The following is a 19,141-nucleotide window of genomic DNA, read 5'->3' as shown; positions in this document are numbered from 1 at the left end:
TATAAAAACCGGAAGACGTGGTCAGCAACAAGCTGCAAGAGCACATAAGATAAATGAAGAAATTCAAGCTCAAGAAGTACGCCTTAATGGCTTAGATGGCGAGTCCATCGGCATTGTAAGTTTGAATGAAGCGCTAAACATTGCCGAAGAATCTGGCGTTGATTTAGTTGAAATTAGTCCGAATGCTGAACCACCTGTTTGTCGGGTCATGGATTACGGTAAGTTCATTTACGAAAAGAGTAAATCTGTAAAAGAACAGAAGAAGAAGCAAAAACAGATTCAGGTTAAGGAAATTAAATTCCGACCTGGAACTGACGAAGGCGACTATCAGGTAAAACTACGCAACCTGGTTCGCTTTCTAGAAGAGGGTAATAAAGCTAAAGTAACGCTACGTTTCCGTGGTCGTGAAATGGCACACCAAAGCTTAGGCTTTGATCTTTTAAATCGCATTAAAGGTGATTTAGAAGAGCTAGCAGTTGTGGAAGCTTTTCCAAAAATGGAAGGTCGCCAAGCTGTTATGGTGTTAGGCCCTAAAAAGAAGTAACTAAGGCATCCAAGTAACAAGCAGCTTACTTTAACGAGTAAGCTGTTTTTGTTCGCCTTTAGTTATATGTTGTTAAACTCGCAATGCGGAGTGCATGTAAATGCCAAAAATGAAATCGAACAAAGGCGCAGCTAAGCGCTTTAAGAAAACTGCTTCTGGTGGTTTTAAATACAAACAAGCTGGTCTTCGTCACATCCTGACTAAGCGCCGTACTAAGGTAAAACGTCACCTTCGTCCGAAGGGTATGATTGCTGCATCTGATGTTGCATCAATTGTTCGCATGTTGCCGTACGCATAAGTTTAGAGGAAATTAAGAATGGCCAGAGTTAAACGCGGTGTACAAGCTCGTGCACGTCATAAGAAAGTCTTAAAACAAGCCAAAGGTTACTACGGAGCACGTTCACGTGTTTATCGCGTAGCCTTCCAAGCGGTAATTAAAGCGGGTCAATACGCTTACCGTGACCGTCGTCAGCGTAAACGTCAATTCCGTCAATTATGGATTGCACGTATCAATGCTGCTTCTCGTCAAAATGGTTTGTCTTACAGCCGTTTCATTGACGGACTTAAAAAAGCATCTATCGAAATCGATCGTAAGATCCTAGCTGATATTGCTGTTTTTGATAAAGCAGCATTCACAGTATTGGTAGAAAAAGCAAAAGCTGCTTTATAAGTTTTATCAAGTTTGTGAAAAGGGAGCTTAGGCTCCCTTTTTTATTACTATTTTTTCAACAAATTTGGCCTTAATCCCACCAAGTTAAAGCATCAACTTCCATTACATTTTGGCGTCTGCTCAAATACCCAACAAACTCCTATAAAAATCCTTAGTAAACAAGCTTCCGCGCTAGCCATCAGCGACTCATTAAAGTACTATTTCCGGTCTTATTAAATACTAAAAATCAGCCGTTCCCTTGGTGGAATATGAGGAAATCATGCTAGATCTTGATGCGCTAATCAATCAGGCGAAGACTCACATAGAAGCAGCTTCTGCGATTAACGAACTCGATACCGTTCGCGTAGAATACCTAGGTAAAAAAGGGTTAATGACTAAACAGCTACAGGGACTTGGCAAATTATCGCCTGAAGAGCGTCCTCAAGCTGGTCAACTTATTAACCAAGCTAAACAAGCTATCCAAGAAGCATTGAATCAAAAGCGCGAATTATTGGTTCAGCAAGAATTAAACGCTAAATTGGCTGCGGAAACTGTTGATGTAACGCTACCAGGCCGTACCGATGAAATTGGTTGTCTACATCCAGTAACTCGAACAATTGAACGTATTCAAACGTTTTTTGGCGAGTTAGGGTTCCAGGTTAAGTCTGGCCCGGAGATCGAAGATGGTTTCCATAACTTTGATGCCTTAAACATTCCTGAGCACCACCCAGCGCGTGCTGACCACGATACGTTCTACTTTAATCCTAATCTGGTACTACGTACTCAGACCTCGGGTGTCCAAATCCGAACCATGGAAACGGAAAAACCACCAATTAGAATTATCTCTCCTGGACGTGTATACCGTAACGACTACGACCAAACACACACTCCTATGTTCCATCAAGTTGAAGGCTTGATGGTTGATAAAAACGTTAACTTCACCGAGTTAAAAGGTGTGTTGTACGACTTCTTGCAAAACTTCTTTGAAGAAGACATGCAAGTACGTTTTCGTCCTTCATATTTCCCGTTTACCGAAACATCAGCCGAAGTGGATGTATTAGGTAAGAATGGTTGGTTAGAAGTTTTGGGCTGCGGCATGGTGCACCCAAATGTATTACGTGCAGTAAACATTGACCCTGAAGAATATACCGGCTTTGCCTTTGGCATGGGTGTAGAGCGTTTAACCATGTTGCGCTATGGCGTTAACGATTTACGTTCATTCTTCGAAAACGATTTACGTTTCTTAAAACAATTTAATTAAGGGTTAATTGAGATGAAATTTAGTGAATCCTGGCTAAGAGAGTGGGTTAACCCTAGCAATTCTCGCGACGAGTTAGCAGAACAAATTACTATGGCCGGCCTGGAAGTTGATGGCATAGAGCCAGTAGCGGCTGATTTTAACGGTGTAGTTATTGGTGAAGTGGTTGAATGTGGCCAACATCCAGATGCAGATAAACTTCGTGTTACCAAAATCAATATTGGCGCTGAAGAGTTACTTGATATTGTATGTGGCGCTCCAAACTGCCGACAAGGTCTAAAAGTAGCCGTTGCAACTGTTGGTGCAGTGTTACCGGGCGACTTTAAAATCAAAAAAGCAAAGTTACGTGGGCAACCTTCTCATGGCATGCTTTGCGCCTACAGTGAACTGGGCATCAGTGACGAATCCGACGGTATTATGGAATTGCCGAGTGATGCTCCAATTGGTGCCGACTTACGTGACTACTTAAAGTTAGATGATGTAATCATTGAAGTAGATTTAACACCTAACCGCGCAGATTGTTTAAGCCTACGCGGTTTAGCACGAGAAGTTGGTGTACTAAATCAGTTAGACGTAGCAGAGCCACAATGGCAAAACGCTGAAGTAACAATCAACGATACGTTTACGGTAAATGTTGAAGCTATCGAACAATGCCCACGTTATTTAGGTCGCGTTATTAAAGGCGTAGACGTAAAAGCAGCAACACCGTTATGGATGCAAGAGCGCCTTCGTCGCAGTGGCATTCGCTCAATCGATCCAGTTGTAGATATCACCAATTACGTGTTAATTGAGCAAGGGCAACCTATGCATGCCTTTGATTTAGCGAAACTAACAGGCTCTATTGATGTACGTTTAGCTAACGATGGTGAAAAACTGGTTTTACTCGACGGTAATGAAGTTAAGCTTAAAGAAAACACCTTAGCTATTTGTGACCAAACTGGTCCAATTGCAATGGCGGGGATTTTTGGTGGCGAGAAAACTGGTGTAACTGAAACTAGCCAAGACATTTTCTTAGAGTGTGCTTTCTTCAGTAAATTAGCAATTACCGGTAGAGCGAGACAGTATGGTTTGCATACAGACTCATCACACCGTTATGAGCGAGGCGTAGATTACCAACTACAAAACCAAGCTATTGAGCGTGCAACTCAACTTCTTGTTGAAATTTGTGGTGGCGAAGTTGGCCCAGTAGTTGAGTCTGGCGACCAAACTAAATTACCTAAAGCGAAGACAATTACTCTACGCCACGCGCGGTTGGAAAAAGTTGTCGGTTATAGCTTTTCTAAACAGCAAGTTAGTGGAATCCTCACTCGCTTAGGTATGTCGGTAACAGAAACAGAGCAAGGTTGGGATGCGACTGCACCTAGCTATCGTTTTGATATGGACATCGAAGAAGACCTAATCGAAGAAGTTGCTCGTATTTACGGTTACAACAACATTCCAAATGTTTCCCCAGTTGCTTCATTAAAAATGAGTCAACATCAAGAGGTTGAACTGCCAGCAACTAAGTTGCGTCAGCTACTTTGTGCCCGCGGCTACCAAGAAGCAGTGACTTACAGCTTTGTTGATCCTAAACGTCAACAACTGTTGCACCCACAGCAAGAAACAATGGTATTGCCACACCCAATTTCTGTAGAAATGTCGGTAATGCGCTTAAGCTTGTTGACCGGGTTGTTAGACACGGTTTCTTACAACCAAAAGCGCCAGCAATCTCGTGTTCGAGTATTTGAGTCGGGTTTACGTTTTGTTCCAGACCAAAATGCCGAAAATGGTGTTAGCCAAACTCCAATGCTTGCAGGTGTAATTAGTGGTAATGCTAATCAAGAAGCTTGGAACACCACTGAACGAGAACTCGATTTCTTCGATATCAAAGGTGATGTAGAAGCGCTTATTCAACAAACCGTTGATGCAGGCTCTTTTAGCTTTGAAGCTACTCAAAACCCAGCTTTACATCCTGGCCAAGCTGCTAACATTTTGCGCAACGGAGAAGTGGTTGGTTACGTTGGTGCTTTGCATCCTCAGCATCTTAAAGCGTTTGGCTTGAGCGGTAAGATATTTGTATTCGAATTGGTATTAGACGCCGTTACTCAACGCAAATTGCCAGATGCCCAGCCAGTTTCTAAGTTCCCAGCAAACCGTCGCGACCTTGCTTTACTGGTATCGCAACAGGTAAAAGCTAGCGATTTATTAAATTGCATTAAGAAAGTTGGCGGAAATCAATTAGTTGGCGTAAACTTATTCGATGTATACAAAGGGAAAGGCATTGCAGACGATATGCAGAGTATTGCTATCAGTTTAACCTTGCAAGAGCAAAGCCGTACCCTTGAAGAAAAAGAGATTGCCGCTACAGTTGACACCATTGTAGAGGCGTTACGTACAGAGTTTGACGCATCCTTGAGGGACTAGTTATGGCATTAACTAAAGCTGACCTGGCAGAAAATTTATTTGAAAACTTAGGCTTTAGCAAAAGAGAGTCTAAAGAAGTAGTAGAAGCTTTTTTTGAAGAAATACGGGTGGCTTTGGAAAGTGGGGAACAAGTCAAAATTTCCGGTTTCGGTAACTTTGACCTAAGGGAGAAAAATCAACGCCCTGGTCGTAATCCGAAAACGGGTGAAGATATCCCCATCTCTGCGCGTCGAGTAGTCACCTTCCGTCCTGGGCAAAAGCTCAAGAGTAGGGTAGAGAACGCCGAACCTAAATAGAATATTTAGGACATAAAAAAGGAAGCCAGTTGGCTTCCTTTTCTTTTACTTTAATTTATAAAGTCACAGATTCTAGTGATTAAGAATCTGACTCAAGAACAGTTTCGTTCTGTCTGACTGCGGATTTTCAAAGAATTCTACCGGCTCGTTTTCTTCAATGATTTCACCTCTGTCCATGAATATCACACGATCAGCAACTTGTTTAGCAAAGCCCATTTCGTGAGTTACACAAAGCATCGTCATACCTTCGTTCGCCAGTTCAACCATTACATCTAGTACTTCACGAACCATTTCAGGATCGAGTGCCGAAGTAGGTTCATCAAACAACATAATAGATGGATTCATACATAAGCTTCGAGCGATAGCCACACGTTGCTGCTGACCACCTGAAAGCTGGCCAGGGTACTTATCAGCTTGCTCTGGGATTTTAACCCGCTCTAAGTATTTCATTGCTGTGGCTTCTGCTTCTGCCTTAGGGATCTTTTTCACCCAAATTGGCGCTAAGCAGCAGTTTTGTAAAACGGTTAGGTGAGGGAATAGATTAAAGTGTTGGAAACACATCCCCACATCACTTCTCACCGTTTCAATACTTTTTAGGTCACTCTGTAGCTCGGTGCCATTAACAATGATGTCGCCTTTTTGGTGCTCTTCTAAGCGGTTAATACAGCGAATCATGGTCGATTTGCCCGAACCGGAAGGGCCACAAATAACAATTTTTTCGCCTTTGGCTACGGTAAGATCTAAGTCTTTTAGTACGTGAAACTCACCGTACCATTTGTTCATTCCCTTGAGCTGAATAACTACTTCAGGGTTTGTTTGATTAGATGTCATGTAAAATTTCCTTATTAATGTCCTGTGTGTAGTTTCTTCTCAAGATGAATCGAATAGCGAGACATACCGAAACAGAACACCCAAAATACAAAAGCGATAAATACGTACATTTCTGTAGAGAAACCAAGCCATTCTGGATCTGCTAGTGCAGATTGACCAATAGCCAATAAATCGAATAATCCAATAACCAATACCAAACTAGTATCTTTGAAAAGCGCAATAAAGGTATTAACAATTGAAGGAATGGTAATCTTTAAAGCCTGAGGCAAGATGATTAAGCCCATAGATTGCCAATAGCTTAAATTTAATGCTTCGCCGGCTTCGTACTGACCTTTTGGTATAGCTTGTAGACCACCACGAATAACTTCGGCCATGTAGGCTGATTGGAACATGATGATACCGATCATGGCACGTAGCAACTTATTAAAGTCTACTTCAGAGCCTACAAACAGTGGCAACATTACAGAGGCCATAAACAACACGGTGATTAGAGGTACCGCACGCCAAAACTCAATATAGATGGTACAAAAGCTTCGCACTATCGGCATATGAGAACGACGGCCAAGCGCTAATAAAATACCAAATGGTAAGGCCGCTACAATGCCTACAATAGCTAATACCAAAGTAAGCATTAAACCACCCCATTGGTGGGTTTCTACTTTAGGTAAGCCGAACGAATCACCGAGTAACAAGAAAAATACAATTACTGGGTAGATAACTAAGCTAAAAATTGCGATTTTGGGTTTATGAGGTGTTTTCTCATAGACTAATGCCGCGATTAGAATCAGGAAAGTAACAAAGACAACATTTACTCTCCAGCGTTCTGCAGAAGGGTAGAAGCCATAAATTAGCTGAGAGAAACGATCTGCTACAAACACCCAACATGCGCCATCGCTGGTACAAGCCTCTCGGCTATCTCCTATCCAATCTGCTTCTAAGAACACCCATTGAATGGCGGATACCAGTGGTGGAACGATTAGATAAAGAATAAACAGAGTAAAAAAGCTGTTTATCCATGAGGAAAACAAATTTTTCTTTAGCCAACCCACAAAGCCTACGCTAAGGTTAGGTGGAGCTAAATCAGGTTTAAATTGATGCTCTGACATATTAACGCTCCACTAAAGCCATTTTCTTGTTGTAAATGTTCATCAAGATTGAAGTTGTAATACTGATAGTTAAGTAAACTGCCATGGTTAAGGCGATAACTTCAATAGCTTGTCCAGTTTGGTTAAGAGTTGTGCCCATGAACACTGAGACCAAATCAGGGTAACCAATAGCTGTAGCTAATGATGAGTTCTTAGTAAGGTTTAAATACTGGCTGGTGAGTGGCGGAATAATGACTCGCATAGCCTGCGGAATAATCACCAATTTTAAGGCTTGCGTTCGAGTTAAACCGAGTGATTCAGCTGCTTCACTTTGACCTTTGCTAACCGCCAAAATGCCTGAGCGAACAATCTCAGCAATAAACGCAGCTGTATAGGTTGTTAAAGCAACTAACAACGCTGCAAGTTCTGGGATAACAACCATACCACCTTGGAAGTTAAAACCTTTTAAAGCTGGGTAATCTAGTGAAATAGGCATACCCATTACAAAAAATGCAAGTAGTGGTAGTAGTACAATTAGACCTGCTGATACCGAAAAAACCGGAAAAGGTTGACCGGTAGCCATTTGGCGCTTTTTAGCCCACTTAGCGATAATGAACGAACCGATAATGGCAGCGATAAAAGCAAATACTACTATGTTAGACCCAGCTTCCATCACCGGACTTGGCATATATAAACCACGTACGTTGAGGAAAACCGCTTCGCCTATATGCGCACTTTGTCGAGGGCTTGGCAAAGCCCTAAGCACCGCAAAGTACCAGAAAAATATTTGAAGTAGCAAAGGAATGTTGCGCATGGTTTCAATGTAAACCGTAGCAACTTTAGAAATTAACCAGTTATTAGATAAACGAGCCACACCCATAATAAATCCGAGGATGGTGGCGAAAATGATACCTAATATCGATATTAAAATTGTATTTAGTAGTCCAACAACGAAAGTTCGACCAAAAGTGTGGCTTTCATCGTATTCGACTAAAGATTGAATAATGCCGAACCCTGCAGTTTGGTTCATGAAACCAAAACCAGTGGTAATGCCACGTTGTTCTAAGTTGAAAAGCGCGTTACTGATGATGTAATAGAAGAAGCCAATAACACCGATAACGACAATAATTTGGAAAACTAGCGCTCTTACGTTGGGATCAAACCAGATCTTACGAAGACTATTTGCTGAGTTATCCTTTGAAGAAGGATGAGCAGCCATATAATGTAACCTAGTAATGTAGGATTAAAACGAAGAGAGCAGGGCAAGCCCTGCTCTAATAAGGTAGAAATTAACGAATTGGTGGAGCGTATTGGAAGCCGCCGTCGTTCCAAAGGGCATTAACACCACGTGCAATACCTAGAGGAGAACCTGCACCAACATTTTTCTCAAAAGACTCGCCGTAGCTACCTACTTGCTTAACAATGTTGTAGCCCCATTTGTCATCTAGACCTAAACCTTTACCCTTAGGACCTTCTAAACCTAAGATACGACGAACGTTAGGGTTAGTAGATTTAAGCATGTCGTCTGCGTTAGCCGAAGTTAAGCCATACTCTTCAGCATTGATCATCGCAAATAGAGACCACTTAACAATGTTTAGCCACTGGTCGTCACCTTGACGAACAACTGGGCCAAGAGGCTCTTTAGAAATGATTTCTGGCAATACCATCGCGCTATCTGGCTTAGCTAGTTTAATGCGCAGTGCATAAAGTTGAGATTGGTCTGAAGTAAGAACGTCACAACGGCCAGCTTCAAAACCTTTAACTGTTTGGTCTGAAGTATCAAATACAACAGGAGTGTATTTCATGCCGTGCTCACGGAAGTAATCCGCTAGGTTAAGTTCAGTAGTAGTACCTGATTGAATACAAACAGCAGCGCCGTCTAATTCTTTAGCTGAAGAAACACCCAGCTCTTTACTTACCATAAAGCCTTGGCCGTCATAATAGTTCACACCAGCAAAGTTCAAACCTAATGAACTATCGCGTGTTAGCGTCCAAGTAGTGTTACGAGAAAGAATATCAATTTCGCCTGATTGAAGTGCAGTAAAGCGCTCTTTCGCAGTAAGGGGAGTGTATTTAACTTTAGATGCATCACCTAAAACGGCTGCAGCTACTGCGCGACATACGTCAACATCAAGGCCTTGCCAGTTGCCGTCGGCATCTGGGTTTGAGAAACCTGGTAAGCCAGTACTAACGCCACATTGTAAGAAACCTTTACTTTTCACATTGTCTAACGTTCCTTCAGCAGCGCTTGCGTTAGCAGCAAATGCTAGAGCAACAGCAGCAACTGCGGCTTTAATATGCGTGTTTTTTAACATGTTTTCTTCCCTGTACAGTTTGTCTTCTATTGTGGGGTATATCACTCGAAAAATTTGCTTGAGTGCTAATTTGAGCCAATAACAACATAAACATTCAAATATTGGGTGTCAACATTATTGTAACACCGCAATCGCGGTAGAATGCCGAATAACTGACCGCTAGCGCAAATCTATTCAATATAAATGAATATAGTATCAAGCCGCTTAAGTTTTTGGCTTATCAAGTTTTTGTTGCGCTAGATCAAGATTAGCACAGCTAGCGATAATTCCCTGATTTAGTTACCTTAAAAGTGCTAAAAGCGAGATATGTCGCAAAAGTTAGATTTTGAAACGTAGTATGGAAGGAGAAACTAGATATTCTACTTTATGTCGAAATTCCTACTGGCTAGTATGTTAACACTTAGTTACAAGCAGGCGTAAAATACTGTGTTACAACTTAAGTAGGATGGGGTCTTATGCTGACTTATTATATATTTATAGTAGCTTCTACCTGAAATTGAAGAAAAGAAGATGAATATGAAAAAAAATGTCATTGTTTTAACCGGCGCCGGTGTTTCTGCTGAGTCAGGCATCCAAACATTTCGAGATTCTGACGGCCTATGGGAAAAGCATCGAGTAGAAGACGTAGCAACACCAGAAGCCTATCAACGCTCTCCTGATTTTGTTGACCAGTTTTATAATCTACGTCGTAAACAGCTACAAGAAGGGAATGTTCATCCAAATCCTGCCCACTTTGCTTTAGCTGAACTTGAAAAACATCAAGACATCGAATTGTTAGTTATCACCCAAAATATCGATGACTTACACGAACGTGCAGGTAGTAAGAATGTGTTACATATGCACGGAGAGCTACTAAAAGCACGTTGCCCAGTCAGTAACCAGACAACAGTGTGGAAGGAAGACTTAGGTAGCGACGTGTTGTGCACTTGCTGTCAGTTTCCGACGCGACTTAGACCTCATGTAGTTTGGTTTGGTGAAATGCCAATTGGTTTAGATAGAATTTATCACCAGTTGAACCACTGTGATATATTTATGGCGATCGGAACATCTGGTCATGTATTTCCTGCAGGAGGTTTTGTTCACGAAGCGGCAAGTCACGATGCGCGCACTATAGAATTAAACCTTGAGCCCTCGGAAATGCAAAGCGAATTTGGCGAACGCTATTACGGCCCAGCCAGCGAATTAGTACCCGAGTTTCTTAGTGAACTCACTTCAGAACTAAGAGTTAATAATTGAAAAGAATAATTTTACCGGGATTGGTAGCAGTTTTTTTAGTTGCTTGTGAACAATCCCCAGAGCAGCAAGCACAGTCACAAAGCTTACCTCCGCTGCACGAAATTGAAAATGTTCAACAGAAAAAGCAAAGCTTTACTGACTTCATCACTCCACTAATTGAAGCAAGCAATAATAAGATATTACAGCAACGCTCTGAGGTGGAAGCTATAGCTGCAACGTTAGCTAAGGGCTCAAGCCTTTCTAAGAAACAAAAACAGACACTAACTCTGCTTACAGAACTCTATCGAGTGGACCCATCGCTGGATGAACAATCCCAAATTCAACACTTATTAGTTAAAGTAGATCTTATTCCACCAGCTTTGGTGCTTGCACAGGCAGCAAATGAATCAGCTTGGGGAACGTCGCGATTTGCCCGTGAAGGAAATAACTTATTTGGGCAATGGTGTTATAAGAAGGGCTGCGGATTAGTTCCTTTAAATCGAAACGATGGGGCTAACCACGAAGTAAGAAAGTTCGATAGTGTGTATGAGTCGGTGAGTGTTTATATGAATAACTTAAATAGCCACCCAGCTTACAAAGGTTTCCAGCAACAACGAAATCTGGCACGCTCTAGCGGAGAACTAAACGCAATGGAACTAGCTACTCAACTGAGCAGTTACTCTGAAAGAGGCGAAGCTTACGTAGAAGAGTTACAGCAAATGATGAGGGTTAACCAAAACATTTGGCCAACCCGAACACCGATTATCGCAGGTTAAAGCTCAACAACTTGCACAATACCAGCTTGGCTTTGTTGGCTTGGCTGGTCTTCTAACTCTGGCGCATCAAAGCCAATATCACCACCATCAATGATTCCACTATCTCGATTTATCGATTTAAAGTCGAATTGTTGATGGTCGAGTAGGTGTGAGGGAACTACATTTTGTACCGATCTAAACATCGATTCGATTCGGCCGGGAAAACGCCTTTCCCAATCGTTAAGCATTTGCTTAATCGCTTGGCGTTGTAGGTTTTCTTGGGAACCACAAAGGTTACAAGGAATGATTGGAAAGGATTTCAGCTCTGCATATTTTTCCATATCGCTTTCTTTACAATAAGCCATAGGGCGAATAACTACATGTTTGCCATCATCGCTAACCAACTTCGGTGGCATGGTTTTAAGTTTGCCTCCATGGAACATATTCAAAAATAAAGTTTCTAATATGTCGTCTCGGTGATGGCCTAAGGCGATTTTGGTCGCTCCTAGTTCAGTGGCTGTTCTATACAAAATGCCCCTACGCAAACGCGAACACAGTGAACAAGTTGTTTTGCCTTCTGGTATTTTGTCTTTAACTATCGAATAAGTGTCTTCTTCTACGATTTTGTATTCAATATCTAAGCCTTTTAGATATTCAGGCAAAATGTGCTCTGGGAAACCCGGTTGTTTTTGATCTAAATTGACAGCAACTACATCAAAGTTTATCGGAGCATGGGCGCGTAGGTTTAATAGTATGTCTAGCATTGCATAACTGTCTTTACCACCGGATAAACAAACCATTATTTTGTCGCCATCTTCAATCATGTTGTAGTCGGCAATAGCTTGTCCAACATGACGTCGAATTCGCTTTTGTAGCTTGTTGTGGTTGTATTGTTGTTTTGCTGTAACTGACATAGTGTGTTCCCAATAAAAAAGCGGGGCTATTATATAACCCCGCTTTGCTTAAGCAATGTTTAACGTCAGTTTAGCTTTATCTATTTTTGAAAAGGACTGACAAAATTTTGCGGTTTAAGCGCCAATAAATCGCAGTCTAATTGGTCAATAACGTGTTCAGCGGTATTGCCAATAAGTGCAGCACTAAACCCGCTTCTACCTGAGGTACCCAAAATAACAATTTCTGCATCTATCTCGTTTGCTACTTCAGGGATTACATCGTCAGGTAAACCTTCCTCAAGGTGTGTGGTGACCACTTGCTCAAATTGTTCTTCAACAAATTTGTTAAGCGCGGTTTTATGAAACTCCATGACGTTCTTATTGTACTTAAGCGGATCAAAGTCTGGCAGCTCTATCGCAATATTTACCGGTGCTGCAGGATAGGCTGTTACCACATGTAAATTTGCGTCTAGCAACTTACTTAGGTCTTTTGCTTCGTTAGCGATTCGCTGGTTTAATTTGTGGTGCTCTTCATCTTCTGCTCCTGCGTGGATCGCAGCAACAATTTTGCCTTCGGTTGGCCAATCATGTTCTTTTACCATTAACACTGGAGTGGGGCATTTACGCAAAATATGCCAATCGTTTGGGGTAAAAATAATCGACTGTAAAGTAGGGTGTGGGTGTGTCGCTTTAACAACAAGGTCGTGGCCAAAGTCGAGAACTTCTTCAATGACACTTTCGTATAAGCGATTGTTCCAAACTACTTTGGTTTCTATTTCTATCCCAGCAGTGTTTGTTGCAGCAATTACTTCATTTAGCCAAACATTACGTTCTTCTATCACTCCTGAACGCATTGCTTCGCGCTCTTCTCCAGATAACATAGATGTCATCTCGTAAGAAAAGTCGTAAATAGTAAGTAGAGCTTTGATTTTTGCTTTGTCTTCTTTCTGCGCAAGAAAAACAGCACGAGACAAGGCCGCCTGGGTGTCGTGAAGAGGGTCGATGACCACTAAAATATTACGATACTTAATCATAAAGCAGCTCCTAGAATCTTCTGGAATAGCTACTTAACTTTAGCTTAATTTGGTAGGAATAAATTAGATATAGTTAACACTGACCTAGTTTTCTTTCGATAGATTGATGTAAATCAGGTCAGTGTTATTAGGTACTTAGCTTTGTTTAGTACCAGCTAGTTGGCGTAGTGCATCACGATCAGTGATTGAAATGTATTTACCTTTTACTGCAATCATATCTGCTTTTTGGAAACGACCAAGTAAACGGGAAATGGTTTCTACGGTTAGCCCTAAATAATTACCGATATCACCACGAGTCATAGTCAGACGAAATTCTCTTGGAGAAAAACCTCGTTCCGAAAAGCGTTGTGATAAACCGTAAATAAAGGCAGCTAAACGTTCTTCTGCATTCTTTTTGCTTAGTAGCAAAATCATTTCTTGGTCTGCAACAATCTCATTACTCATTAAGCGCATCATTTGACGGCGTAACTTAGGCATTGTGGCAGACAATTCGTCCATGGTGTCGAAAGGAATTTCACATACCATCGAAGTTTCAAGTGCCTGGGCAAAACTAGGGTGCTCTTGGCTGTTAATGGCATCAAAGCCAACTAAGTCGCCAGCTAAATGAAAACCGGTAATTTGTTCATCACCTTGTTCGGTAATGGTGTAGGACTTAATTGTACCTGAGCGGATGGCATATAAGCTTTTTAGCTTATCGCCTGCAGCAAATATTTCTTCGCCTTTCTGAATAGGCTTTTTACGCTCGATAATGCTATCTAAGCGATCTAGCTCTGTCTCATTAAGAGAGAAAGGGATACATAACTGGGAGATACTGCAATCTTGGCAGTGAATTTCACAACCACCAGTTTGGATTCTTTGACTAGCTTTTGGGTTAATGCTCATACTCAAACTATGCTATAGGAGTTCGAGGCAATTCTACTCTTTATGTAATAAATTTTCTAGATCTATTGCTACAACAATGTAACAACTTGGTAGATCCCTAAACTCAAAACACTCAGTCCTGAACAAACCTGTAATACGCGATTTGTCATTAGTTTAGTTAGTTGCTGGCCCAGTAATACAGCTAACAGCATTACACTAAACGTACCTAAACCAAAACTAAACATCACACCCGCTCCGTTTAGCCAATGTGCTTGGCTAGCACTTAATACCAATGTTGAATAAACCAAACCGCAAGGTAGCCAACCCCATAACATGCCTAACGGTAAACTGGCTGCTGGGTGCTGCAGTGCCAACATCTTACTTGCTTTGGGTTGTACCTTTGACCACAAGCCTTTGCCAAGTTGTTCCACTGGCGTGAGAATTGACCACCATCGAGTAAGGTGGATGCCCAGTAAAATGAGCATTACTGCTGCGAACCATTGTAAAGCTACTAGCATATAAAACGATTGATGAACTTGGCTAATTGCTTGTATGGAACCTGCAACAATAGCGCCGGCAATAGAGTAGCTTAGGATCCGACCTAGGTTAAAGCCGAAACTTACTAAAAGTTTATTGGAAGAGCTATTAGCACGAGAACCTAATATGCATGCGATGCCACCACACATTGCTATGCAGTGTGTGGCGCCTAATAAACCGGTTATAAAGGCTGCTACAAAATCAGTCTGTAGGATCATTGTCTTGTTTGGTTTTGTTCTTATCATCAAACAAAATGTTGATGCCTTGACGGTCTAAATCTTCAAATTGTTCGCTTTTAACAGCCCAAAAAAATATACCAATTCCTACACATACAAAGATCAGGGCGATGGGGATCAAGACAAATATAATACTCATTGCTTGTTTAACCTTAAGGAATTAGTAAGTACCGCTAAAGACGATAATGACATACCGATAGCAGCCATATAAGGAGTAACGATTCCAGCCACTGCTAAGGGCAATATTAAGGCATTATACCCTAAGGCCCATGCGAGGTTTTGAGCAATAATCTTTTTAGTCTTTTTGGCAAGATCCATGGCGGTGAGCAAGGTAGAAAGCTTGCTACCCAACAATACAGCGTCAGCACTAGATTTAGCGATGTCGGTGCCCAAACCCATAGCAACTGATAGCGGTGCGGCGGCCAAAACCGGACCGTCGTTTACTCCATCACCAAGCATTAATAGGTGGGGGGAGTTTTGCGTTTTAGTTTTAACTACTTCGAGTTTTTGTTGGGGTAAAGCGCCGCTTGCAATGTCAGTGATATATAACTGTTTTGCAACATATTCCACTTGTGCAGAGTCATCCCCAGTTAACATTGAAAGTGAAATATCTCGCGCCTTTAAGCCCTGTGAAAAACTAACAGCGTCTTTTTTGATGGTATCTGAAAGATAAACTCTAGCAGCCAACTTATTTTCGACCATCAACACCAATTCGAGCATTCCGGCTATTGGTTCAGCAGCTTGACCACAAAAGGAAGCTTTACCTAGTTTCAACTTTTTACCGTCTACTTCTCCACTTAAACCTAAGCCAGTATGGTGCTCAATATTAGTTGCAGCGTAGTTCTGGTATTCGCTGAAGGCATTAGCAATGGGGTGGGAGCTTTGTGCTTCTAGAGCTCCAATCAGATTAAGAGTTGTTATTTCATTAACATCGCCAAGGCAGTTCACTTGTTTAATCTGTAACTTGCCCTCGGTAAGTGTGCCTGTTTTATCAGATACAACAGACGTAACTTTGGCCAAACTTTCTAACACGTGTCCCCGTTTAACCAATAAGCCTGTTTTTGATAGTTTGTGTGTAGCTGCAGTTAGTGCTGCTGGGGTTGCTAAAGATAAGGCGCAGGGACAAGTAGCAACTAAAACCGCCAAGGTAATCCAGAACGCATCTTCAGGTGAGTGAAAATGCCAGTAGGTGTAGGTAAGTGCAGCAATCACCAACAAACCAAAAACAAAGTAGCGAGCCACGCTATCGGCTATTGTTGCTATTTTAGGTTTCTCGCTTTGAGCTTGCTCTTGCAAACGCATGATATTGGCGATAAAGGTGTTTTGAGATACTGCTTCAACCTCTAAATGAACGGTTTGTTCATGGTTGATGGTACCGGCAAAAACCGTATCACCTAGCTTCTTAGTGATAGGCAATGATTCGCCGGTAAGCGAAGACTCATCAAATTCACTTTCACCAAACACAACTTGTCCATCGGCAGGTACTACTTCGCCGGGTAAAATCACGATAATGTCTGATTGTTTAAGCTGGCTCGCCGCAACCTTTTGTTGCTGACCGGTCTCATCAATTCGCATGGCTAACTTAGGCACTAGCTTAAGCATATTTGAACTGGTTTCGCTGGCCTTGCGTCTTGCTCGCAATTCAAGAAGCCGGCCGAGCAATAATAAAAAAGTGAACATGGAAACCGATTCAAAATAAACTTCACCGGTGCCGTTTATCGTGGCATAAAGCGACGCACTATAGGCGCCTAATAATGCAATAGAAACAGGCACATCCATATTTAGCGTTTTAGCTTTAAGGCTTCGGTAAGCGCCAAAATAAAACGGCTGTGCAGAGAACAGTAATACTGGGGTTGCCATAATTAAGCTCACCCAGCGAAAGTAATCTCGATAGATAAGCTCCATGTCTTCAAATAAGTCACCATATAGGGCGATAGCAAACATCATTACTTGCATGGTGGCTAGGCCGGCTACACCTAGTTTAAGTAAATGACTGCGGTATAGCTTTCGATCTATCTCTTCTTGTTTATCTGTTTGAAAGGGATTGGCGTTATAGCCAAGCTTATGAATACTTTGTAGTAATTGACTTAACTTTACTTGCTTATCATCCCACACAAGCGTAGCTCGCTGGGTGGTCGAGTTAACATGAATTTTTTGAACACCTGGAATATGTGATAATTGTTTTTCGATTAACCAAGCACAAGCAGCGCAGGCGATCCCTTCGATAGAGAGTAAAACTTCCTTGCTGTTTTCATTTTGTGCAACAAACTCTAGCTGAACGCTTTCGTCATCATACTCTAACATTTTGACCAAGGCGTCTGGTACTAACCCTTGAGCACTTGGGGCGGCAGCTGTTCTATGTTGATAATAATCTTCTAAGCCACTTTCAATAATTGTTTGTGCAACGGCAGCACAACCTTGGCAACACATCGCTTGAGAGCTACCAAGAATTGAAACATGTAGATTTACGCCTTTGGGAATAACTTCGTTACAGTGGAAACACAGGCCTTGATTACTTGCCATCGATTTCTTCTGCGTTGTAAAGCGGTAGTTGTAGTGCTTCCTGCAGTCTCCAGGAATCATCCATAGGACTAATCCGAATAAACCAGCGGCCAGACTCATTTAAATCATCGCCAAAGCGGTAGCGACCATTTGCATCAGCAGTAACGACATAACTGCGGTCATTTTTAGCGAGGGTTTTATGTGCTAATTCAATTTTAAGTGGTTGGTTCTTTAGAGAGTCAGGCAGAACCATATCTAATACCAAACCATTGTTGGCAGGTGAAACAGCTGCTTTGATCCCCAATTGTTCAGCTTTTTCGATTAACGACAAGTCAGCGTTAATTGCTTTACCTTTTTTATAGTAAGACTCAACAACCATATCGTTGTTGGTTGTAGCAGCTATATAAAAAGTAAACAGGCTTGCAACTACCGCAGCCATCGGTAGCGCGATTAAAAACCACGGCCAAAATTGTTTATACCAAACTTGTTGCATAACAGCATACTTCCATTCACAAGGGGGGCTTAAATATAACAAAAAAAAGCGACGCATAGGCGTCGCTTTTTATAAATTTTAAGTCTATTCGCTCTTAGAAAGCTGATATACGTAGGCGGAAATAAGCTGAATCTTATCTTCTCCTAGAATATCCTTCCAAGCTGGCATTACACCATTACGACCGTAGCGAAGGGTTTCTTCAACTGCACGGCGTGAACCACCGTATAACCAAATACCATTGGTTAAGTTAGGTGCGCCAAGCGTTTGATTACCGGTACCGTCAGCGCCGTGACAAGCTACACATACTGCAAAACGATTTTTACCATTGGCGGCATCAACATCGTTAACCTTACGGCCAGATAAGCTTAGAACATAGGCGGTAACTTCTTTAATACCGTCATCACCTAATACTGCTTCCCAACCAGGCATTTGGCCTTGACGACCGTGCATAAGGCTAGCTTTAATCGCTTCGCCACTTCCACCATATAACCAATCACCATCAGTTAAGTTAGGGAAGCCTTTGCCACCTCGAGCCGAAGAACCATGACATTGCGAACAGTTTTGTAGATACAAACGTTGGCCAATTTTAACCGCCGCTGGATCTTCAGAAAGCTCCTCTACACTTCGATATTCACCAGACTCGTTGTACGCAACTTGACGGAAAACTTCGCCAAATCTAGCATCAGCTTTATCAAGTTCACCTTGGTATTGGTTGGCAACATTGCCGTCGTAAGCAGCTACGCGCTCTTGACCTTCTGCAATGCTCTTAATACCCATTTCTGAGCTCTTCCAACCAAGGAAACCTTGCCAGTTACCTAAGCCAGGGTAGGCTGCTAAATAAACCAACGAGAAAACAATGGTAATAATAAACATATAAGACCACCACTTCGGAAGAGGGTTGTTTAACTCCTCAATTCCGTCGAACTCGTGGCCCATTGATTCACCTTCTTTTACGCCGGTGTTGTTCTTATTACATGCCCTTAGCAACAAGAAACATCCTGCGATGCTGCCTAAGGTTATTACAGTAATCCACACGCTCCAAAATGTGCTCATTTTTTCTGTGCTCCTTCAAATTCCTTTGTCGGGCTAGTTTCAGGCTCGTCGGCAAAAACCAAGTTTGCAGCTTCAGCAAAATCCTTTTTGCGTTTTTTACTGTAGGCCCAGGCAAAAATACCTACAAAAATCGCCATTAAGAAAGCTGTATATAGGCCGCTAAATGTACCAAAGTCCATAA

General features: G+C 41.9%; 21 protein-coding genes. 8 read left to right on the top strand and 13 right to left on the bottom strand.

The window, feature by feature from the left end; all coding sequences use genetic code 11:
- Position 1 precedes the first annotated feature (1 nt).
- From infC to ihfA, 6 genes are all read left to right on the top strand, one after another.
- Positions 2–544, top strand: coding sequence for a translation initiation factor IF-3 (gene infC / locus LQZ07_RS13425; protein ID WP_084681800.1), 543 nt, complete (start codon positions 2–4; stop codon positions 542–544).
- A 100-nt stretch (positions 545–644) separates the two neighbouring features.
- On the top strand, positions 645–842 hold the full coding sequence (gene rpmI / locus LQZ07_RS13420) for a 50S ribosomal protein L35 (RefSeq protein ID WP_016401507.1): 198 nt from the start codon (positions 645–647) through the stop codon (positions 840–842).
- Between the two features lie 18 nt (positions 843–860).
- Complete coding sequence (gene rplT, locus LQZ07_RS13415; RefSeq protein ID WP_016401506.1) at positions 861–1,214, top strand: 50S ribosomal protein L20; 354 nt, start codon at positions 861–863, stop codon at positions 1,212–1,214.
- Between the two features lie 259 nt (positions 1,215–1,473).
- Complete coding sequence (gene pheS / locus LQZ07_RS13410; RefSeq protein ID WP_152784878.1) at positions 1,474–2,454, top strand: phenylalanine--tRNA ligase subunit alpha; 981 nt, start codon at positions 1,474–1,476, stop codon at positions 2,452–2,454.
- A 12-nt stretch (positions 2,455–2,466) separates the two neighbouring features.
- A complete protein-coding gene (pheT, locus tag LQZ07_RS13405) occupies positions 2,467–4,854 on the top strand; it encodes a phenylalanine--tRNA ligase subunit beta (protein ID WP_152784880.1) in 2,388 nt (795 codons plus the stop codon).
- A gap of 2 nt (positions 4,855–4,856) precedes the next feature.
- Positions 4,857–5,150: an integration host factor subunit alpha gene (gene ihfA / locus LQZ07_RS13400; protein ID WP_016401503.1), complete on the top strand. Its 294-nt coding sequence runs from the start codon at positions 4,857–4,859 to the stop codon at positions 5,148–5,150.
- A gap of 72 nt (positions 5,151–5,222) precedes the next feature.
- On the opposite strand, the gene LQZ07_RS13395 is transcribed toward ihfA, so the two are convergent.
- The 4 genes from LQZ07_RS13395 to LQZ07_RS13380 all read right to left on the bottom strand — a co-directional run bounded on the left by LQZ07_RS13395 (position 5,223) and on the right by LQZ07_RS13380 (position 9,381).
- Complete coding sequence (locus LQZ07_RS13395; RefSeq protein WP_016401502.1) at positions 5,223–5,981, bottom strand: amino acid ABC transporter ATP-binding protein; 759 nt, start codon at positions 5,979–5,981, stop codon at positions 5,223–5,225.
- A gap of 14 nt (positions 5,982–5,995) precedes the next feature.
- Positions 5,996–7,087 (bottom strand): amino acid ABC transporter permease, encoded by a 1,092-nt coding sequence (locus LQZ07_RS13390; RefSeq protein WP_152784882.1) that lies wholly within the window; start codon positions 7,085–7,087, stop codon positions 5,996–5,998.
- 1 nt (position 7,088) lies between these two features.
- Complete coding sequence (locus LQZ07_RS13385; protein ID WP_152784884.1) at positions 7,089–8,285, bottom strand: amino acid ABC transporter permease; 1,197 nt, start codon at positions 8,283–8,285, stop codon at positions 7,089–7,091.
- A gap of 70 nt (positions 8,286–8,355) precedes the next feature.
- The gene (locus LQZ07_RS13380; RefSeq protein ID WP_016401499.1) at positions 8,356–9,381 is read right to left on the bottom strand and encodes an amino acid ABC transporter substrate-binding protein; all 1,026 of its coding nucleotides are present in this window, start codon (positions 9,379–9,381) and stop codon (positions 8,356–8,358) included.
- A 516-nt stretch (positions 9,382–9,897) separates the two neighbouring features.
- Here LQZ07_RS13380 and cobB point away from each other — a divergent pair.
- On the top strand, positions 9,898–10,617 hold the full coding sequence (cobB, locus tag LQZ07_RS13375) for a Sir2 family NAD+-dependent deacetylase (RefSeq protein ID WP_152784886.1): 720 nt from the start codon (positions 9,898–9,900) through the stop codon (positions 10,615–10,617).
- Positions 10,614–11,372 (top strand): glucosaminidase domain-containing protein, encoded by a 759-nt coding sequence (locus LQZ07_RS13370; protein ID WP_152784888.1) that lies wholly within the window; start codon positions 10,614–10,616, stop codon positions 11,370–11,372. The genes cobB and LQZ07_RS13370 overlap by 4 nt, the downstream gene beginning before the upstream one ends.
- On the opposite strand, the gene ttcA is transcribed toward LQZ07_RS13370, so the two are convergent.
- The 9 genes from ttcA to LQZ07_RS13325 form a co-directional block, all read right to left on the bottom strand.
- Positions 11,369–12,265 carry a tRNA 2-thiocytidine(32) synthetase TtcA gene (gene ttcA / locus LQZ07_RS13365; protein ID WP_152784890.1) on the bottom strand — a complete coding sequence of 299 codons (897 nt, stop codon included), beginning with the start codon at positions 12,263–12,265 and terminating at the stop codon, positions 11,369–11,371. The genes LQZ07_RS13370 and ttcA overlap by 4 nt on opposite strands.
- 80 nt (positions 12,266–12,345) lie before the next feature.
- Positions 12,346–13,278: a universal stress protein UspE gene (gene uspE / locus LQZ07_RS13360; RefSeq protein WP_152784891.1), complete on the bottom strand. Its 933-nt coding sequence runs from the start codon at positions 13,276–13,278 to the stop codon at positions 12,346–12,348.
- Positions 13,279–13,413: 135 nt separating this feature from the next.
- Positions 13,414–14,160, bottom strand: a complete 747-nt coding sequence (locus LQZ07_RS13355) for an FNR family transcription factor (RefSeq protein WP_152784892.1) — start codon at positions 14,158–14,160, stop codon at positions 13,414–13,416.
- A gap of 68 nt (positions 14,161–14,228) precedes the next feature.
- A complete protein-coding gene (locus LQZ07_RS13350) occupies positions 14,229–14,894 on the bottom strand; it encodes a sulfite exporter TauE/SafE family protein (protein ID WP_194164197.1) in 666 nt (221 codons plus the stop codon).
- Complete coding sequence (ccoS, locus tag LQZ07_RS13345) at positions 14,878–15,051, bottom strand: cbb3-type cytochrome oxidase assembly protein CcoS (protein ID WP_016401492.1); 174 nt, start codon at positions 15,049–15,051, stop codon at positions 14,878–14,880. The genes LQZ07_RS13350 and ccoS overlap by 17 nt, the downstream gene beginning before the upstream one ends.
- Positions 15,048–17,435, bottom strand: a complete 2,388-nt coding sequence (locus LQZ07_RS13340; RefSeq protein ID WP_152784894.1) for a heavy metal translocating P-type ATPase — start codon at positions 17,433–17,435, stop codon at positions 15,048–15,050. Before LQZ07_RS13340 ends, ccoS begins: the two co-directional genes overlap by 4 nt.
- Positions 17,425–17,907: a FixH family protein gene (locus LQZ07_RS13335; RefSeq protein WP_194164198.1), complete on the bottom strand. Its 483-nt coding sequence runs from the start codon at positions 17,905–17,907 to the stop codon at positions 17,425–17,427. Before LQZ07_RS13335 ends, LQZ07_RS13340 begins: the two co-directional genes overlap by 11 nt.
- Before the next feature lie 84 nt (positions 17,908–17,991).
- Entirely contained in the window at positions 17,992–18,960 is a 969-nt protein-coding gene (ccoP, locus tag LQZ07_RS13330) for a cytochrome-c oxidase, cbb3-type subunit III (RefSeq protein WP_152784896.1), read from the bottom strand.
- Positions 18,957–19,139, bottom strand: coding sequence for a cbb3-type cytochrome c oxidase subunit 3 (locus LQZ07_RS13325; protein ID WP_016401488.1), 183 nt, complete (start codon positions 19,137–19,139; stop codon positions 18,957–18,959). Before LQZ07_RS13325 ends, ccoP begins: the two co-directional genes overlap by 4 nt.
- Positions 19,140–19,141 lie beyond the last annotated feature (2 nt).

Source organism: Agarivorans sp. B2Z047 (genome assembly GCF_023373605.1).
Taxonomy (GTDB): Bacteria; Pseudomonadota; Gammaproteobacteria; order Enterobacterales; family Celerinatantimonadaceae; genus Agarivorans; species Agarivorans albus.
This window is presented reverse-complemented; position numbering and strand designations above follow the sequence as displayed.

Coding starts and splice junctions, on each gene's coding strand:
- rpmI (WP_016401507.1), top strand. CDS start 645: ATGCCAAAAATGAAATCGAACAAAGGCGCAGCTAAGCGCTTTAAGAAA.
- rplT (WP_016401506.1), top strand. CDS start 861: ATGGCCAGAGTTAAACGCGGTGTACAAGCTCGTGCACGTCATAAGAAA.
- pheS (WP_152784878.1), top strand. CDS start 1,474: ATGCTAGATCTTGATGCGCTAATCAATCAGGCGAAGACTCACATAGAA.
- pheT (WP_152784880.1), top strand. CDS start 2,467: ATGAAATTTAGTGAATCCTGGCTAAGAGAGTGGGTTAACCCTAGCAAT.
- ihfA (WP_016401503.1), top strand. CDS start 4,857: ATGGCATTAACTAAAGCTGACCTGGCAGAAAATTTATTTGAAAACTTA.
- LQZ07_RS13395 (WP_016401502.1), bottom strand. CDS start 5,981: ATGACATCTAATCAAACAAACCCTGAAGTAGTTATTCAGCTCAAGGGA.
- LQZ07_RS13390 (WP_152784882.1), bottom strand. CDS start 7,087: ATGTCAGAGCATCAATTTAAACCTGATTTAGCTCCACCTAACCTTAGC.
- LQZ07_RS13385 (WP_152784884.1), bottom strand. CDS start 8,285: ATGGCTGCTCATCCTTCTTCAAAGGATAACTCAGCAAATAGTCTTCGT.
- LQZ07_RS13380 (WP_016401499.1), bottom strand. CDS start 9,381: ATGTTAAAAAACACGCATATTAAAGCCGCAGTTGCTGCTGTTGCTCTA.
- cobB (WP_152784886.1), top strand. CDS start 9,898: ATGAAAAAAAATGTCATTGTTTTAACCGGCGCCGGTGTTTCTGCTGAG.
- ttcA (WP_152784890.1), bottom strand. CDS start 12,265: ATGTCAGTTACAGCAAAACAACAATACAACCACAACAAGCTACAAAAG.
- uspE (WP_152784891.1), bottom strand. CDS start 13,278: ATGATTAAGTATCGTAATATTTTAGTGGTCATCGACCCTCTTCACGAC.
- LQZ07_RS13355 (WP_152784892.1), bottom strand. CDS start 14,160: ATGAGCATTAACCCAAAAGCTAGTCAAAGAATCCAAACTGGTGGTTGT.
- LQZ07_RS13350 (WP_194164197.1), bottom strand. CDS start 14,894: ATGATCCTACAGACTGATTTTGTAGCAGCCTTTATAACCGGTTTATTA.
- ccoS (WP_016401492.1), bottom strand. CDS start 15,051: ATGAGTATTATATTTGTCTTGATCCCCATCGCCCTGATCTTTGTATGT.
- LQZ07_RS13340 (WP_152784894.1), bottom strand. CDS start 17,435: ATGGCAAGTAATCAAGGCCTGTGTTTCCACTGTAACGAAGTTATTCCC.
- LQZ07_RS13335 (WP_194164198.1), bottom strand. CDS start 17,907: ATGCAACAAGTTTGGTATAAACAATTTTGGCCGTGGTTTTTAATCGCG.
- ccoP (WP_152784896.1), bottom strand. CDS start 18,960: ATGAGCACATTTTGGAGCGTGTGGATTACTGTAATAACCTTAGGCAGC.
- LQZ07_RS13325 (WP_016401488.1), bottom strand. CDS start 19,139: ATGGACTTTGGTACATTTAGCGGCCTATATACAGCTTTCTTAATGGCG.